Below are 14,304 nucleotides of genomic sequence, written 5' to 3' on the forward strand. Positions count from 1 at the left end.
AGCCACCGCAAACGAGCCTCAACCTCGGCGCATTGGCATGCTGGGCGGCACGTTCGACCCGGTGCACATCGGCCATCTGCGCGGTGCGCTGGAAGTCGCCGAGTCGTTGGCACTCGATGAATTGCGTCTGACACCCAGTGCCAGGCCGCCGCATCGCGGTACGCCGCAGGTGTCGGCAAAAGACCGTCTGGCGATGGTCGAGTGCGCGGTGGCCGGTGTGGCACCGTTAGTGGTGGATGCCCGCGAACTGCAGCGGGACAAACCGTCCTACACTATCGATACCCTGGAACTGATGCGCGCCGAACTGGCCGCCCAGACCCAGGTTTTTCTACTTTTGGGCTGGGACGCATTTTGCGGCCTGCCCACTTGGCACCGCTGGGAAGAGTTGCTCCAGCATTGCCACATCCTGGTGCTGCAACGCCCGGATGCCGACAGCGAACCGCCGGATGCCTTGCGCAACCTGCTGGCAGCGCGCTCGGTGAGCGACCCGCTGGCCCTCAAAGGGCCGAGCGGACAGATTGCATTCGTCTGGCAGACACCGCTCGCGGTATCCGCCACCCAGATCCGTCAACTGCTGGCCAGCGGTAAGTCGGTACGTTTCCTGGTGCCCGACGCGGTCCTGGCCTACATCGATGCGCACGGACTTTACCGTGCGTCGAACTGAAAAGAGGCGCGCTTCAAGCACGTGATCACGTGTATCGAAGCCCCCGAACATACGAGCAAAACGAGTTTTATATGACTGACAAAGACGTAGCTAAAGTAAAGCGCAAAGGCACATTCAAAAGCGCTCCACTGCCAGTAGAGGCGCCAACCGGGCCGGAGCTGCGCGGTGAAGAACTGGTCAAGGTTGCCGTAGCCGCCCTGGAAGACGTCAAGGCCCAGGATATCCAGGTCATCGACGTTCGTGAAAAGCAGAGCATCACTGACTTCATGATCATCGCTACCGGTACTTCGAACCGCCAGATCGGCGCGATGCTGGACAAGGTTCGCGAAGCCGTCAAAGCCCAGGGCGTCAAGCCATTGGGTGAAGAAGGCAAGGGCGACAGCGACTGGGTCCTGCTGGACATGGACGACGTCATCGTTCACATGATGACCGCCTCCGCTCGCCAGTTCTACGACCTGGAACGTCTGTGGTCCGGCGCTGAACAGAGCCGTGCGCTGAACGCGGCTCACCACAGCCCGGAAAACACCCACGAGCATTTCATCAAGCTCAACAAAGACCAGCAATAAGGGCCCGCTGTGCGACTGCGACTGATCGCCGTCGGTTCACGGATGCCCAAGTGGGTGGAAGAAGGCTGGCATGAATATGCCAAGCGTCTTCCGTCCGAGCTGGCGCTGGAACTGGTGGAAATACCGCTCAATACCCGTGGCAAGAACGCCGACGTGGCGCGCTTCATCCGTCAGGAAGGCGAAGCCATGCTGGCCAAGGTCGGGCCGAATGAGCGTGTTGTCACCCTCGAAGTCCACGGCAAGCCCTGGAGCACCGAGCAGCTGGCGGTCGAACTCGATCGCTGGCGCCTGGACTCGCGCACGGTGAATTTCATGGTCGGCGGTCCCGAAGGGCTGGCGCCGGAAGTCTGTGCCCGAGCCGATCAGCGCTGGTCATTGTCGCCGTTGACGTTGCCGCACCCGCTGGTGCGTATTCTGATCGGCGAACAGCTGTATCGTGCCTGGACAGTCTTGTCCGGTCACCCTTACCACAAGTAGTTCTGCCCTCATGTCTCAGCCGATCCGTATCAAGGACCACGAAAAAGACGCCCGTCTGGTGCGTGGCCGTGTCGTGTTCGGTGCCATTGCGGTCGTGACGCTTATTTGTGTGCTGATTGCGCGGCTGTATTTCCTTCAGGTCATCCAGTACGAGTACCACTCGACCCTGTCGGAAAACAACCGTGTCCATGTGCAGCCGATTCCGCCGACGCGCGGACTGATCTTTGACCGCAATGGCGTGGTGGTGGCCGATAACCGGCCCAGCTTCAGCCTGAGCATGACCCGCGAGCGCTCCGGCGACTGGCAGCAAGTGCTCGACGTGATCGTCGAAGTGCTGGAGCTGACGCCCGAGGACCGGGTGATCTTCGAGAAACGCATGCGTCAGGGGCGCCGGCCGTTCGAGCCGGTGCCGATCCTGTTCGAACTGACCGAAGAGCAAATCGCCCGGATCGCGGTGAATCAGTTCCGTCTGCCTGGCGTGGAAGTGGTGGCGCAGTTGGTGCGTCACTACCCGCAGGGCGCACATTTTGCGCACTCGGTCGGGTACATGGGGCGGATCAACGAGAAAGAGCTGAAATCTCTCGATCCGGTCAATTACAGCGGCACCCACCACATCGGCAAGACCGGCATCGAGCGCTTTTACGAGCCTGAGCTGCACGGTCAGGTGGGTTACGAGGAAGTCGAAACCAACGCACGGGGCCGCGTTTTGCGTGTGCTCAAGCGTACCGATCCGATTCCCGGCAAGGACATCGTCCTGAGCCTGGACATCAAATTGCAGGAAGCCGCCGAAGCCGCACTCGGCGGTCGCCGTGGTGCAGTCGTTGCGCTGGACCCGAAAACCGGCGAAGTGCTGGCGATGGTCAGTCAGCCGAGTTTCGACCCGAACCTGTTCGTGACCGGCATCAGCTTCAAGGCCTATTCCGAACTGCGCGACTCGATCGACCGGCCTTTGTTCAACCGCGTGCTGCGCGGACTGTACCCGCCGGGCTCGACCATCAAGCCGGCGGTGGCGATTGCCGGTCTGGATTCGGGGGTGGTCACCGCATCGACCCGCGTGTTCGATCCCGGTTATTACCAACTGCCCAACTACGATCACAAATACCGTAACTGGAACCGTACCGGCGACGGCTACGTGGATCTGGACACGGCGATCATGCGGTCCAACGACACCTACTTCTATGATCTGGCCCACAAGCTGGGAATCGATCGCTTGTCGGCGTATCTGGGCAAATTCGGTATTGGCCAGAAGGTCTCGCTGGACATGTTCGAAGAATCAACGGGCCTGATGCCGTCCCGCGAATGGAAGCGTGCGACCCGTCGCCAGGCCTGGTTCCCGGGTGAAACCCTGATTCTCGGAATCGGCCAGGGCTACATGCAGTCCACGCCGCTGCAACTGGCCCAGGCCACGGCGCTGGTGGCTAACAAAGGTGTGTGGAACCGTCCGCACCTGGCCAAGACCGTCGAAGGCGAGAAGCCGAAAGATGAAAACCCGATGCCGGACATCGTCCTGCGCGATCCGTCGGACTGGACCAAGGTCAACCACGGGATGCAGCAGGTAATGCACGGCGCTCGTGGTACCGCGCGCAAGGCATCGATTGGCGCGCAATACCGGATCGCCGGCAAAAGTGGTACGGCCCAGGTGGTCGCGATCAAGCAGGGCGAGAAGTACGATCGCTCCAAGGTTCAGGAACGCCACCGCGACCACGCCTTGTTTGTCGGCTTCGCGCCGGCCGACAACCCGCAAATCGTGGTGTCGGTGATGGTCGAGAACGGTGAGTCCGGTTCCGGGGTCGCCGCGCCAGTGGTGCGTCAAGTCATGGACGCCTGGCTCCTGGACCAGGACGGCCGACTTAAAGCCGAGTACGCCAGCCCTATCAGCGCAGAGGCTACAGCCCGTGATGAATAATTTTGATCGCATGCTCTCCAGTGAGGATGTGATGCGTCGTCGTGCCACGCTGTTGCAGCGCCTGCATATCGATGGCCCGTTGTTGATTCTGCTGCTGACCCTCGCCGCCGGCAGCCTGTTCGTGCTGTATTCGGCCAGCGGAAAGAGCTGGGACCTGCTGGCCAAGCAAGCCACGTCATTCGGCATCGGCCTGGTGTCGATGATCGTCATCGCACAGTTCGAGCCGCGATTCATGGCGCGTTGGGTGCCGGTCGGTTATGTGCTTGGCGTGTTGTTGCTGGTGGTGGTAGACGTCATGGGCCACAACGCCATGGGTGCCACGCGCTGGATCAACATCCCCGGTGTGATCCGCTTCCAGCCCTCGGAGTTCATGAAGATCCTGATGCCGGCGACCATCGCCTGGTACCTGTCCAAGCGCACTTTGCCGCCGCAACTCAAGCACGTAGCGGTCAGTCTGTTCCTGATCGGTTTGCCGTTCATCCTGATCGTGCGGCAACCGGACCTGGGGACATCGCTGCTGATCCTGGCAGGCGGTGCGTTTGTGCTGTTTATGGGGGGCTTGAAGTGGCGCTGGATCATCAGCGTGCTGGCGGCGGCCGTGCCTGTGGCCGTGGCGATGTGGTTTTTCATCATGCACGACTACCAGAAGCAGCGAATCCTGACGTTCCTCGATCCGGAGAGTGATCCGCTGGGCACTGGCTGGAACATCATTCAGTCGAAAGCCGCCATCGGTTCCGGTGGTGTGTTCGGCAAGGGCTGGCTGCTGGGCACCCAGTCGCACCTGGACTTCCTGCCGGAAAGCCACACCGACTTCATTATTGCGGTGTTGGGCGAAGAGTTCGGCCTGGTGGGTATTTGCGCGTTGCTGCTGATCTACCTGCTGCTGATCGGACGGGGTCTGGTGATTACCGCCCAGGCGCAGACATTGTTCGGCAAATTGCTCGCGGGCAGCCTGACCATGACGTTTTTTGTTTACGTTTTCGTCAACATCGGTATGGTCAGTGGCCTGTTGCCGGTTGTGGGGGTGCCGTTGCCGTTCATTAGCTACGGAGGAACTTCGCTGGTGACGCTGCTGTCAGCGTTTGGGGTTTTGATGTCGATCCATACCCATCGTAAGTGGATCGCTCAGGTTTGAATAAGGTGAAGAGTTCAATGCAAGTAATGCGTGGCTGGGTGACTCGATACGCGCCATGGGTCGGCCTGGTAAGCATCCTTGGCACAACGCAGGACGCGTTGGCTGGCGATTACGAAGGCTCACCCCAGGTGGCCGAATTCGTCGGTGAAATGACCCGCGACTACGGTTTCGCCGGTGAACAGCTCATGGGCGTGTTCCGCGAAGCCGAGCGCAAGCAGTCGATTCTGGACGCGATCTCGAAGCCCGCCGAGCGGGTCAAGCAGTGGAACGAATACCGGCCGATGTTTATCACTGACGCGCGCATCGCCCGTGGTGTGGACTTCTGGCGTCAGCACGAAGCAGTGCTGGCGCGTGCCGAGCAGGAATACGGCGTACCGGCGCAGGTGATTGTCTCGATCATCGGCGTTGAAACCTTTTTCGGGCGTAATACCGGTAATTACCGGGTGATCGACGCGTTGTCGACCCTGGGTTTCGACTATCCTCCCCGTGCCGAGTTTTTCCGCAAGGAACTGCGTGAGTTCTTGCTGCTGGCCCGGGAAGAGCAGGTCGATCCGTTGACCCTCAAGGGCTCATACGCCGGCGCCATGGGCTTGCCGCAGTTCATGCCGAGCAGTTTTCGCGCGTATGCCGTGGACTTCGACGGCGACGGCCACATCAATATCTGGAACAACCCGGACGATGCCATTGGCAGCGTTGCCAGTTACTTCAAGCGTCACGGGTGGGAGGCCGGCGAGCCGGTGGTCAGCCGCGCCGATGTTCGGGGTGAACAGGTCGACGAAGGTTTGACCACGGGTATCGAGCCGGTTAAAACCGTAGGGGAGTTGCGGGCGCTGGGGTGGTCAAGTCATGATGCGCTGCGCGATGATATGCCGGTCACGGCTTTCCGCCTGGAAGGTGACAATGGCCCCGAGTACTGGATGGGCCTGAAGAATTTCTACGCGATCACGCGTTATAACCGCAGCGTGATGTACGCCATGGCCGTACATCAACTGTCTGAACAGCTGGTCCAAGCACGGGGCGTCAAGTAATGCGGGCATTGCCTATGAATAAACCCCTGAAGCTCATGGCTTTCGCCGCATTGGCGGTGCTGCTTGCCAGTTGCTCGACCAGTCGCGCGCCGGCTCAGAAGTCCTCGTCCACCGCCGTGCGTGCTACGCCGGGGCTGGACATCAACCGCGCCCACAAAGATGGCGCGCCATGGTGGGATGTCGACGTATCGCGCATCCCGGATGCCACGCCGACCCTGCACACCGGTCCTTACAAGGCCAACCCGTACACGGTGCTGGGCAAGACCTATTTCCCGTTGCAAGAATCCAAGACCTACGTCGCCTCGGGCACGGCGTCCTGGTATGGCACCAAGTTTCACGGCCAGAACACCGCCAATGGCGAGGTGTATGACCTGTACGGCATGAGTGCCGCACACAAGACATTGCCACTGCCAAGTTACGTTCGGGTGACCAATCTGGACAACAACAAGAGCGTGATCCTGCGGGTCAACGACCGTGGGCCGTTCTATTCGGACCGCATCATCGACTTGTCCTATGCCGCCGCCAAAAAGCTCGGTTATGCCGAAATCGGCACGGCGCGGGTCAAGGTCGAGGGGATCGACCCGCAACAGTGGTGGGCACAAAAAGGCCGTCCGGCGCCTTTGATGCTCAACGAGCCGCAAGTTGCGCAAAATAGCGCGCCGGTGATTACGGCCTCGGCCGGCACCGTCGAGCAATGGACGCCGCCACCGCAGCAACACGCCGCGGCCGTCGTGCCTGTTCAGCTTGATGCAAAAAAACGCTTCTGTACCAGCCTCTGGCCAGTATCTGCAGGTGGGCGCGTTCGCCAACCCGGACGCTGCAGAACTCCTGAGATCGAAGCTCAGCGGGATGGTGAGCGCTCCGGTGTTCATCAGCTCGATCGTGCGCAACCAACAGACACTGCATCGGGTGCGTCTGGGGCCCATCGGTTCTCCGGGTGAAATCCAGCAAGTGCAGAACAGCGTGCGCATGGCCAATCTCGGTTCGCCGAGTCTGGTTACCGCCGAGTAATACGTAGTACTTGATTGAAGGTTCGCTTGCAGTTTGGGGGGCGGACCTGGTTGTTGGCTCGTTAAAGAACAAAAGCCCGGCAAGGGTTCTGAGTGAACAACTGAACACGCGATGACCCGTAGGGTTTGTCCGAAAACTCGCCGAGCGGCGATCAGGCAAGGCAAAAACAGGTGGGGAAGCGGAGTGTAGGGGACCTACATGAGCATTCCGAGGCTGTTTTTAACGCCGCATGATCGTCGCGCAGGCAGTTTTGGACAAAGCCTGAAGGTTGTCTGAATAGTTTTGCCCCTGGGCAGTTTCCATTAGCGATTTCGAGAGACGGATGAACATCACCACCTTTGCCAAACGCCTGTTCCTGTTAGTCCCGCTGCTCCTCTCGCCCGCCGCGTTCGCGGTCGAGGTGATGCCATCACCCCCACAACTGGCCGCCAAGGCCTATGTGCTCATGGATGCCAGCAGCGGCAACGTGCTGGTCGAGAACAATGGTGATCAGCGTCTGCCGCCGGCCAGCCTGACCAAGCTGATGACCGCGTACATCGCGACCCTGGAAATCCGTCGTGGCCAGATCGGCGAAAACGACCCGGTGACCGTCAGCGAAAACGCCTGGCGTACCGGCGGTTCGCGGATGTTCATCAAGGTGGGCTCGCAGGTCACCGTCAGCGACCTGCTGCACGGCATCATCATCCAGTCGGGTAACGACGCCAGTGTTGCGCTCTCCGAGCACATCGCCGGCAGCGAAGACGCTTTCGCCGACGTGATGAACAAAACCGTGGCTGACCTGGGCATGACCAACACCCACTTCATGAACCCGACCGGTCTGCCAAACCCTGAGCACTACTCGTCGGCTCACGACATGGCCGTGCTGGCTCGCGCGATCATCCACGAAGACCCTGCTCACTACGCGATCTACTCGCAGAAAGAGTTCTTCTGGAACGGCATCAAGCAGCCTAACCGCAACCTGCTGCTGTGGCGCGACAAGACGGTCGACGGTCTGAAGACCGGTCACACCGACGAAGCCGGCTACTGCATGGTGTCTTCGGCCGTACGTGATGGCATGCGCCTGATCGCCGTGGTGTTCGGCACCAACAGCGAAGTGGCTCGCGCCGCCGAAACCCAGAAACTGCTGACTTACGGTTTCCGCTTCTTCGAAACCCAGACCTTCTATCAGAAAGGCGCCGAGCTGGCTCAGGCTCCTGTCTGGAAAGGCGCGACCAATCAAGTCAAAGCCGGCCTGGCTGAAGACCTGACCATGACCCTGCCAAAAGGCCAGCTGAAAAAGCTCGCCGCCAGCATGACCATGAACCCGCAACTGGTTGCGCCAATCGCCAAGGGCGACGTGATCGGTAAAGTCGAAGTGAAACTGGACGACAAAGTGGTGCACAGCGCCGACCTGATCGCTCTGGACGCTGTCGAGGAAGGTGGTATCTTCCGCCGTATGTGGGATAGCATCCGTCTATTCTTCTACAGCATCTTCAACTGAATACAGTGTGCACCTGCATGACTTCGCGCTGATCCGGCGCGGGGTCATGCCCGTCGCCACGGCTTACGCTTACGAGGCCGTTACGCCATGACCGATACCGAAGTAAAGGCGCCAAAGATCGAATTTCCCAACGTTGATTACCCGGTTAAGGTGATCAGCGATACTGGCGTGGGCAACAAAGACAAGATTATCGACATCGTCAAGAAGCATGCGACCATCAATGATGACCGCATCGACGAGCGTCAAAGCACCAATGGCAAATACACCACGATTCAGTTGCACATCGTCGCCACCGATCAGGACCAGCTGTACAACATCAACAGCGAACTGCGGGCTACCGGCTTCGTGCACATGGTGTTGTGATGTCTGGCACGCTGGGCTTTCGTGAGCTCGGCCAGATGGCTTACGAGCCGGTCTGGCATGCCATGCAACGCTTCACCAACGAACGCGGCACCGAGGCTGCCGACGAAATCTGGCTGGTCGAGCACCCGCCAGTGTTTACCCAGGGGCAGGCTGGCAAGGCCGAGCACTTGTTGCTGCCGGGAGATATTCCGGTGGTACAGGTCGACCGGGGCGGGCAGGTGACTTATCACGGGCCCGGCCAACTGGTGGCTTATCTGCTGCTGGACGTACGCAAACTCGGGTTTGGTGTGCGTGACCTGGTCACCCGCATGGAACTGTGCCTGATCGAACTGCTGGCGAGTTACGGCGTCACTGCCGCCGCCAAGCCGGACGCACCGGGTGTCTATGTCGACGGGGCGAAAATCGCGTCCCTGGGGCTGCGGATCCGCCACGGTTGTTCCTTTCATGGCCTTGCCCTGAACGTGGACATGAACCTGGAACCGTTTCGACGAATTAATCCCTGCGGCTACGCCGGGCTGGCGATGACCCAGCTGAGCGATCACGCAGGACCGATTGAATTTGCCGAGGTAAGTGCCCGGCTGCGCGCGCAGCTCGTCAAACACCTCGACTATGCTGAGCAGACGACCCTAACGGGCGGAATCGACTGATATGACTACTGATGCAGTGCAAACCATGATCCCGACGCTCGATGTCACCGAGCGTCCGGCCCCGCGTGCCAAGGTTGAAGCCGGCGTCAAGCTGCGCGGCGCCGAGAAGGTTGCACGTATCCCGGTGAAGATCATTCCGACCACCGAACTGCCGAAGAAACCCGACTGGATTCGCGTGCGCATCCCGGTTTCCCCGGAAGTCGACCGCATCAAGGCCCTGCTGCGCAAACACAAGCTGCACAGCGTGTGCGAAGAAGCGTCCTGCCCGAACCTGGGCGAGTGCTTCTCCGGCGGCACCGCGACGTTCATGATCATGGGCGACATCTGCACCCGTCGCTGCCCGTTCTGCGACGTCGGCCACGGCCGTCCGAAACCACTGGACGTCAATGAGCCGCAAAGCCTGGCCATCGCCATCGCCGACCTGAAACTCAAGTACGTGGTGATCACCTCGGTTGATCGCGACGACCTGCGTGACGGTGGTGCCCAGCACTTTGCCGACTGCATCCGCGAGATCCGCAAGCTGTCGCCTAACGTGCAGCTCGAAACCCTGGTCCCGGATTACCGTGGCCGTATGGACGTGGCGCTGGAAATCACCGCGGCCGAGCCGCCAGATGTGTTCAACCACAACCTGGAAACCGTGCCGCGCCTGTACAAGGCTGCGCGTCCGGGGTCGGATTACCAGTGGTCGCTGACCCTGCTGCAACGCTTCAAGCAGATGATGCCGCACATTCCAACCAAGTCCGGCCTGATGCTGGGCCTGGGCGAAACCGACGAAGAAGTCATCGAAGTCATGAAGCGCATGCGCGAACACGACATCGACATGCTGACTCTGGGCCAGTACCTGCAACCGTCCCGCAGCCACTTGCCGGTGCAGCGTTTTGTGCACCCGGACACCTTCGCCTGGTTCGCCGAGGAAGGTTACAAGATGGGCTTCAAGAACGTCGCTTCCGGCCCGCTGGTACGTTCCTCGTACCATGCCGATGAGCAGGCGAAGCTGGTCAAAGCCGAGCTGATCTCGTCCCTGTAATTTGGCGATGACATAAAAGGCGCCCGCATGGCTTTTCAGGCCTTGCGGGCGTTTTTTTGCCTGGCCTGCGCCAGCCAGTGTTTTTTCCTGTAACCGGCGGGCGACTGAGCCTCTTCTGTTTGTCCCCGTTCCTGACTACTGTGTGCTGAAGATTTTCGCGCAGGGAGATTCATGGATGACCGTTCGACCGACCCACACGCTGTATCCGCATAAACCTGTTCCAGCCTTGCCGTTGGAAGGGTTGATCGGCGTGATTGCACCCGCCGGCCCTGCCGGGCTGGACACTGACAAGGCCATCGCCTGGATGCGCGCTCGCGGCTATGCGCTGCGGGTATTTCCCGGGGTGTACGAGAAGGAGGGTTATCTGGCCGGCAGTGACGAGGTGCGGCTCAATGATCTGCACGCGGCGTTCGCGGATCCCGAGGTGGATGCCATCATCTGCCTGCGCGGTGGTTATGGCACGCCGCGTTTGCTTGACCGTATCGATTTCGAACTGCTGCAAAACAACGCCAAACCGTTCATCGGCTACAGCGACATCACGGCGCTGCATCTGGCGATCAGTCGTTATGCCGGTTTCGTGACCTTCCATGGTCCGTTGCTCAATGCCGATCTGCTGGGCGACAAGCAGAAACCTACCGAGTCATCGTTTTTCAACATGCTCAGAGGCCAGGTGAAGGCCGGTAGCGTCATTTCGCACCCGGTGGCCTGGCCGTTGACCACGATTGAGCCAGGCATCGCTCACGGGCGTTTGCTTGGCGGTAACCTGTCGATGATTGCCGCGACCATGGGCACGCCCTACGAATTGGAAGCCGAGGGCGTGATCCTGTTGATCGAGGACGTCAACGAGCCGCTGTATCGCATAGACCGGCTGCTGACCCATTTGCGGTTGGCGGGTGCGCTGGGCAAGCTGCGCGGGGTTTTGGTAGGGGATGTGGCGGGGGTTGATGCGGTCGCGCTGGAGCGGTTGCTCAAGCAGACCTTCGAGCCGTTGCGGATTCCGGTGCTGGCTGGTTGGCGTAGCGGGCATTGTGATCCGAACCTGACGTTGCCGATGGGGGCTTTGGTTCGATTGGATGCGGGGAAGAAGGAGTTGGTGCTGGAGCAGGATGTGGTGGTCAAGGCTTAGAGCTTCGTCGCCTGATAGTCCGTCATCGCGAGCAAGTCGAATCGTCGCGCCGTCGCTCCCACAGGTTTTGTGTCGTACACAGAACCAATGTGGGAGCGGGCTTGTTCCGGGCGGCGTTCCGACGATGCTTCTAGCGGTTACGCAAACCTTCCAGCAACTTGTGCGTCGGATATCCATCCGCCGGCCAGCCAAACGACTGCTGTGCACTGCGGATCGCTTTGCGTGTATTGGCGCCGATAATGCCATCCGGGATGCCCGCGTCGTAGTTCTGGGCACTCAACAGGCTCTGCAATTCCATGCGCTCGGTACGGCTCAACGGCAAATCATCTTTCGGCCAGGTGCCGCTGATCAGCCCCGAACCATTGAAGCGTTCGGACAACAGACTCACCGCCAACGCATAGGACGACGAATTGTTGTACTTGAGAATCGCGCGGAAGTTGTCGAGCACCAGGAATGCCGGGCCACGGTAACCGGCCGGCAGCAGCAGGGCTGCGGAGAGGTGTTCCGAGCCTGGCGGAATCCGAGCGCCAGCGGGCAGAGAAACCCCCAGTTGCAACCATTCGGCGACGCTTTTGCGAATTGTGCCATCGGCCAGGACGTAGTTGAAACTGCTTGGCAGTTGCACTTCAAAGCCCCACGGCTGGCCGTTCTGCCAGCCGGAGCTTTGCAGGTAATGCGCGGTCGAGGCCAGGGCGTCGGCGGGGCTGTTCCAGATGTCACGGCGACCGTCACCATCGAAGTCGACAGCGTGGGTGTTGTAAGTCGTCGGGATGAATTGGGTCTGGCCCATGGCGCCGGCCCAGGAACCGAGCATCTTATCGGGTGTGATATCCCCCTGTTGCAGGATTTGCAGGGCGGCGATCAGTTGATCGTGGGCAAAGCCGGGGCGCCGGCCTTCGTACGCCAGGGTCGCCAGGGAGTTGATGACCGACTTGCTGCCCTGGAACTGACCGAAGTTACTTTCCATGCCCCACACCGACACGAGTGCCTGGCGGTCGACGCCATAACGCTGTTCGATGCTTTGCAGGAGGGCCGCGTTTTCGCTGATCAGCGCTTGGCCTTTACGTACTCGCAGTGGAGAAAGGGCGCCGTCGAGGTATTCCCACACTGGACGGGAAAATTCCGGTTGGCTGCGATCCGCACGGATTACGCTGGGGTCGAAACTGACATTGGCAAAGGCGTGGTCGAACAGATCGGCGCGGATACCGGCGTTCAGTGCGTCTTTGCGGAAACCTGCTTGCCATTCGGCGAACGTCTGGGTGGGCTGGATGTCGAGGTTTTCTCCGGCCGGCACCACGGGCGGAATGACCGCAGGGGCTGTCGCGACGGGAAGGGTTTGCAGTGGCTGGGCGTCGGCGGCGGTTGGTTTTTCCGCGCAGGCGACAAGCAAAATGAGGCTGGAGGCAGCGATCAGTTGGCGAACGGGCCAACGACGGGAAAGACGAAGGGGCATGCACAGGTCCAGAAGATACGAATCAGGTACAGACCTTAACATGTCGAAGGGGTGTTCTGCTTTACGCAGCCAGAAAGTAAGAAGCCTCCCAGCTATTAGACTGGAAGGCTTCGCGGCGGTAGCTGCCTTTGCCCTTGCCGGCTCGCTCCTGACGGCTGCGGAACAGTGGCTGGGCGATAATGGATTTGGCCTTGTTCGGGCCATGCTTTGATGGCTTTTTGCTCATGATGATTCTCGCGAGTGAGTGGTTTTTGCAGGGCAAATCATCGGCTGAAGTTGGGGTTCTGTCTAGTCCCCACAGGTTGTAGGACCTTTCGCCGATCGCAAAACCTGTACCAGCTGGCGAAGCCTGCTACAAGGGTGCGTTTATTCGGCGGGCAATGTCAGGCGTTGACCGGCCATCAACAATGACAATCGACTAAGGCTCATCCACGGCGAGCCGGCCGCCTGACCCTTGATCTGCGCGTCAATGCGCTGCGCTTCCAGCAACAACTGCGCCCAGCGTTGCGCCGAGTAACGTTGCAGGGCTTTGCTCATCAAGGGTTTTCGTTTGTCCCAGACCGGTGGGCGGGATGAGCTGAAGGCTTTGTCCAGTGGCACGCCCTGGCTGTATTGCAACGACAGGTTGGCCAGCAGACGCAGTTCCCGGGCCAGCGCCCAGAGAATGACCGGAGGTTCGACACCTTCACCGCGCAGTCCTTCAAGCATGCGCAACGCGTGGGCCGCCTCGCCATTCAGGATGGCGTCGGTCAGACCGAATACATCGAAACGTGCACTGTCGGCCACAGCGGCCTGTACGGTTTCGACGGTGATCTGCCCACCTTCGGCCATCAATTTGAGCTTTTCGATTTCCTGCGCGGCGGCGAGCAGATTGCCCTCGACGCGCGCGGCAATCAGTTCGACCGCGTCCTGGCTGGCCGACAACCCGGCTTGAGACAGACGCTGGCGAATCCAGCTTGGCAGCTGGTTGGCATCCACCGGCCAGATTTGCACAAACTGCGTGTACTGACCTTCGACCAGCGCCTTGCCCCACTTGGTCTTCTGCGCACTGCCATCGAGCTTGGGCAAGCTGATCAGCAATATCGTGTCTTCGGCCGGGCGCGAGCAGTATTCGATGAAGGCGGCAGCGCCCTTGTCGCCGGGTTTGCCGGAGGGCAGGCGCAGTTCCAGCAGGCGCTTTTCGGCGAACAATGACATGCTCGCCCCCGCCTGCAACAACGTGCCCCAGTCGAAACTGGCGTCGGCGGCGAAGACCTGGCGTTCATCGAAGCCTTGTTGGCGGGCGGCGGCACGAATGGCATCGGCCGCTTCCTGACACAGCAACGGGTCATCGCCGCTGATGATGTAGACCGGCGCGAGGGCACCTTGCAGGTGTTTACCGAGTTGGGCGGGGGCGAGTTTCATAAGAAAGGGCCATCGGG

14 protein-coding genes and 1 pseudogene are annotated in these 14,304 nt (G+C 60.3%); 12 read left to right on the forward strand and 3 right to left on the reverse strand.

Annotation, left to right across the window (positions count from 1 at the left end; all coding sequences use genetic code 11):
- Window positions 1-37: 37 nt before the first annotated feature.
- From nadD to AB4N43_RS20625, 12 genes and pseudogenes are all read left to right on the forward strand, one after another.
- On the forward strand, window positions 38-664 hold the full coding sequence (nadD, locus tag AB4N43_RS20570; protein WP_172825927.1) for a nicotinate-nucleotide adenylyltransferase: 627 nt from the start codon (window positions 38-40) through the stop codon (window positions 662-664).
- A gap of 71 nt (window positions 665-735) precedes the next feature.
- Window positions 736-1,230 carry a ribosome silencing factor gene (rsfS, locus tag AB4N43_RS20575; RefSeq protein ID WP_123433420.1) on the forward strand — a complete coding sequence of 165 codons (495 nt, stop codon included), beginning with the start codon at window positions 736-738 and terminating at the stop codon, window positions 1,228-1,230.
- 9 nt (window positions 1,231-1,239) lie between these two features.
- A complete protein-coding gene (gene rlmH, locus AB4N43_RS20580; RefSeq protein WP_007937439.1) occupies window positions 1,240-1,707 on the forward strand; it encodes a 23S rRNA (pseudouridine(1915)-N(3))-methyltransferase RlmH in 468 nt (155 codons plus the stop codon).
- A 10-nt stretch (window positions 1,708-1,717) separates the two neighbouring features.
- Window positions 1,718-3,613 (forward strand): penicillin-binding protein 2, encoded by a 1,896-nt coding sequence (gene mrdA / locus AB4N43_RS20585; protein ID WP_460151900.1) that lies wholly within the window; start codon window positions 1,718-1,720, stop codon window positions 3,611-3,613.
- Window positions 3,614-3,644: 31 nt separating this feature from the next.
- Window positions 3,645-4,748, forward strand: a complete 1,104-nt coding sequence (rodA, locus tag AB4N43_RS20590; protein ID WP_050590204.1) for a rod shape-determining protein RodA — start codon at window positions 3,645-3,647, stop codon at window positions 4,746-4,748.
- A 17-nt stretch (window positions 4,749-4,765) separates the two neighbouring features.
- Complete coding sequence (gene mltB, locus AB4N43_RS20595) at window positions 4,766-5,776, forward strand: lytic murein transglycosylase B (protein WP_027924297.1); 1,011 nt, start codon at window positions 4,766-4,768, stop codon at window positions 5,774-5,776.
- Window positions 5,776-6,787, forward strand: a pseudogene (locus AB4N43_RS20600) (septal ring lytic transglycosylase RlpA family protein). The gene mltB and the pseudogene AB4N43_RS20600 overlap by 1 nt, the downstream one beginning before the upstream one ends.
- A gap of 322 nt (window positions 6,788-7,109) precedes the next feature.
- Window positions 7,110-8,267: a D-alanyl-D-alanine carboxypeptidase family protein gene (locus tag AB4N43_RS20605; RefSeq protein ID WP_027924295.1), complete on the forward strand. Its 1,158-nt coding sequence runs from the start codon at window positions 7,110-7,112 to the stop codon at window positions 8,265-8,267.
- An 87-nt stretch (window positions 8,268-8,354) separates the two neighbouring features.
- Window positions 8,355-8,630, forward strand: coding sequence for a DUF493 domain-containing protein (locus AB4N43_RS20610; protein WP_027924294.1), 276 nt, complete (start codon window positions 8,355-8,357; stop codon window positions 8,628-8,630).
- Window positions 8,630-9,277, forward strand: a complete 648-nt coding sequence (lipB, locus tag AB4N43_RS20615; RefSeq protein ID WP_027924293.1) for a lipoyl(octanoyl) transferase LipB — start codon at window positions 8,630-8,632, stop codon at window positions 9,275-9,277. Before AB4N43_RS20610 ends, lipB begins: the two co-directional genes overlap by 1 nt.
- Before the next feature lies 1 nt (window position 9,278).
- The gene (gene lipA / locus AB4N43_RS20620; RefSeq protein ID WP_027924292.1) at window positions 9,279-10,304 is read left to right on the forward strand and encodes a lipoyl synthase; all 1,026 of its coding nucleotides are present in this window, start codon (window positions 9,279-9,281) and stop codon (window positions 10,302-10,304) included.
- A gap of 175 nt (window positions 10,305-10,479) precedes the next feature.
- Window positions 10,480-11,430 (forward strand): S66 peptidase family protein, encoded by a 951-nt coding sequence (locus tag AB4N43_RS20625; RefSeq protein WP_027924291.1) that lies wholly within the window; start codon window positions 10,480-10,482, stop codon window positions 11,428-11,430.
- Window positions 11,431-11,560: 130 nt separating this feature from the next.
- Here the strand turns inward: AB4N43_RS20625 and AB4N43_RS20630 are convergent, their stop codons facing one another.
- From AB4N43_RS20630 to holA, 3 genes are all read right to left on the reverse strand, one after another.
- On the reverse strand, window positions 11,561-12,883 hold the full coding sequence (locus tag AB4N43_RS20630; RefSeq protein WP_194940767.1) for a lytic murein transglycosylase: 1,323 nt from the start codon (window positions 12,881-12,883) through the stop codon (window positions 11,561-11,563).
- 61 nt (window positions 12,884-12,944) lie between these two features.
- Window positions 12,945-13,109, reverse strand: coding sequence for an alternative ribosome rescue factor ArfA (arfA, locus tag AB4N43_RS20635; RefSeq protein WP_003176285.1), 165 nt, complete (start codon window positions 13,107-13,109; stop codon window positions 12,945-12,947).
- A 140-nt stretch (window positions 13,110-13,249) separates the two neighbouring features.
- Window positions 13,250-14,287 (reverse strand): DNA polymerase III subunit delta, encoded by a 1,038-nt coding sequence (holA, locus tag AB4N43_RS20640; protein ID WP_460151901.1) that lies wholly within the window; start codon window positions 14,285-14,287, stop codon window positions 13,250-13,252.
- Window positions 14,288-14,304: the final 17 nt, after the last annotated feature.

The sequence above is a fragment of the Pseudomonas sp. S2_B07 genome (assembly GCF_054668435.1).